The 3,036-nt window shown below is 68.1% G+C and carries 2 protein-coding genes; both read left to right on the forward strand.

From position 1 onward, the window contains the following. Positions 1–1,110, forward strand: a 1,110-nt coding sequence (locus QOC69_RS21340) for a copper amine oxidase (protein WP_526443280.1), incomplete at its 5' end; no start/stop codon positions are given. Between the two features lie 35 nt (positions 1,111–1,145). Then, positions 1,146–3,036: DUF7064 domain-containing protein (locus QOC69_RS21345; protein ID WP_526443282.1), on the forward strand; the 1,891-nt coding region annotated here is incomplete at its 3' end.

The following is a 3,036-nucleotide window of genomic DNA, read 5'->3' on the forward strand; positions in this document are numbered from 1 at the left end:
CGCTCGGTGGCCCACCGGATGTCCTTCGCCGAGATGGTGGTGCCCTACCGCGACTCGTCGGCCGACCACTACCGGCGCACCGCCTTCGACATCGGCGAGTGGGGTCTTGGCTTCATGACCACGTCACTGGAATTGGGTTGCGACTGCCTCGGCGAGATCCGCTACCTCGACGCGGTACTGCACGACAGCTCAGGCGAGCCGTACACGATCGCCAACGCCGTGTGCATCCACGAAGAGGACAACGCGGTGCTGTGGAAGCACGTCGACCACGACGCTGGCGCCGAGGTGCGCAGGATGCGGCGGCTGACGGTGTCCTTCCACGTCACGGTCGCCAACTACGAGTACCTCGTCTACTGGCGGCTCTACCAGGACGGCAACATCGAGTGCGAGGTGCGTGCAACCGGAATCATGGTCACCACGCCGCTGGCCGCTGGAGCGCCCAATCCCAATGGCACCCTGGTGGACGAACGCACGTATCCGCCCATCCACCAACACTTTTTGGTGGCCCGGCTGGATCTGGACGTCGACGGCACCGACAACACGGCGTACATGACCGAGTCGTACGCCGAACCGATCGGACCCGACAATCCCTATGGCCTTTCGCTGGTGCTGCGCAACGTCGCGCTGCGCACCGAGGCCGAGGGCCGCCAGGACGTCGACTTCGCCACCCAGCGGGCGTGGAAGGTGGTCAACACCAACGTCACCAACGGGCTCGGCACCCACCCGTCCTACAAGCTGGTGCCGACGGGTGCGCTTCCCCCGATGTTCGACCCGATGTCACCGGTGCTGCAGCGCGCCAACGTCATCGGGCACACCCTCTGGGTGACGCCGAACCATCCCGACGAGCGTTGGCCCGCAGGGGAGTTCGTCAACCAGTCGGCCGACGACACCGGCCTTGGCGAGTGGACCAAGGCCGACCGTTCGATCGAGAACACCGACGTGGTGCTGTGGTACGTGTTCGGCATCCACCACATCACCCGCCCCGAGGACTGGCCGGTGATGCCCGTCGACGTCGTGTCGTTCTGGCTGAAGCCCTACGGGTTCTTCGACCGCAACCCGGCGCTCGACGTCGCCGGCGCGCACACGGCGACGACCAGCGCGCACCATTAGTTGACACCCGTCAAATCGTGACTAACGATGCTCGGGTGCACCCGACAAAAGACACGCTCATCGAACGCCCCGCCGATCTGACCGCCGAATGGCTGACCTCCGCGATCGGGGCGGGCACGGTCACCGAGTTCACGGTAGAGCGCATCGGCACCGGGCAGATGAGCGAGTGCTACCGCGTCGCGCTGAGTTACGCCGCCGGCGCGACGGGACCGGCGTCGGTGGTGCTCAAGGTCGCCGCGGCCGATCCCAGCAGCAGGCAGACCGGGCTCGCCCTTGGCCTCTACGAACGCGAGGTCCGGTTCTACGCGGACATCGCGCCGGGACTCAATGGTCCGGTCGCACCGTGCTATCACCATGCCTACGACCCGGAGACGGGCGTGTTCGACCTGCTGTTGGGTGACGCCACCCCCGCTGTCGTCGGCGACGAGATCCGTGGCGCCACAGTCGAACAGGCCACTCTCGCACTGACCCAGTTGGGGGGCGTACACGGCCCGCTGCTCGGCGACCCGGCTCTGGCGGGCGCGCAATGGCTCAACCGGGAATCACCCCTCAGCCAGGGACTGATCGCCACCCTCTACGCCGGGTTCGCCGACCGCTACGCCGATCGGATCGCGCCCGCGCACCGCGACGTGTGCGAGCGACTGGTCGCAACGTTCGACGCCTACCTCGCGCAGGAGGGGGAGCCCGGGCACCCGCAGGGCCTGATCCACGGTGACTACCGGCTGGACAACATGCTGTTCGGCGATGCCGGTGCCGAGCGCCCGCTGACGGTGGTCGACTGGCAGACCGTCACGTGGGGTCCCGCGCAGACCGACGTCGCCTACTTCCTCGGCTGCGCACTGCCGGTGCGGCTCCGTCGCGATCACTACGACGACCTGCTGCGCGCCTACCACGACGCGCTCGGACCCGGGTCGCCACTGAGCCTCGACGACGTCAGGGAGGGGGTGCGGCGGCAGAGCTTCTTCGGCGTCGTGATGGCGATCGTCTCGCCGATGCTCGTCGCGCGCACCGAACGCGGCGACCAGATGTTCATGACGATGATCGAGCGTCATTGCCAACACGTCATCGACACCGATGCGCTGGCCATCCTGCCGCCGCCGTCGACCCCGGAACCGTTGCAGCCCCACGCCGAAGACGAAGGCGCGCACCCGGCGACCGACGAACCGCTGTGGAGCGAGAGCTGGTACTTCGACTTCGCCGACCCGGACCAGAACGTCGGCGGGTGGATCCGGCTCGGGCTGATCCCCAATCAGGGGCACGCCTGGATCAACGCGCTGCTGTGCGGCCCCGGCATGCCGACCATCGCCGTGCTCGACTTCGAGGCCGACCTGCCCGAAGCCCACACCCACGTCACCACCGACGAGATCGACCTGACGCTCGACGCCGCCGAACCCCTGCAGACCTTTCGGGTGACGCTGCGCGGCCGGAGTGAGGCCTACGATGACCCGGCAGGTTTGTTGCACGGCGAATCCGGCCGGCCCGTCGACGTGACGATGAACCTGACGTGGACCACCGTGGGCACGCCGTATCAGTACCGGATCACGACGCGCTACGAGATCCCGTGCACCGTGACGGGCACCGCCACCGTCGACGGCCGCACGTTCGCGTTCCGGGACGCGCCCGGCCAACGCGACCATTCGTGGGCGGCCAGGGACTGGTGGGGCATGGACTGGGTGTGGAGCGCGTTGCACCTCGATGACGGCACGCACGTCCACGCCGTCGACATGCGCATCCCCGGAGCGCCGCGGTTCGGCATCGGATACGTGCAGACGGCGGGCGACCCGCTGGTCGAGCTGCAGAGCGTCACCGCGCGGGAAGAGTTCGGTGCAAACGACTTACCGACAGGGACCGCACTCGAGCTGTCGCCCGGCGGGCTCGCCGCGACCATCGACGTGCGGGGTCACGCGCCGGTGCTGCTCACTTCGC

Source organism: Mycobacterium sp. (assembly GCF_032162105.1).
GTDB lineage: Bacteria > Actinomycetota > Actinomycetes > Mycobacteriales > Mycobacteriaceae > Mycobacterium.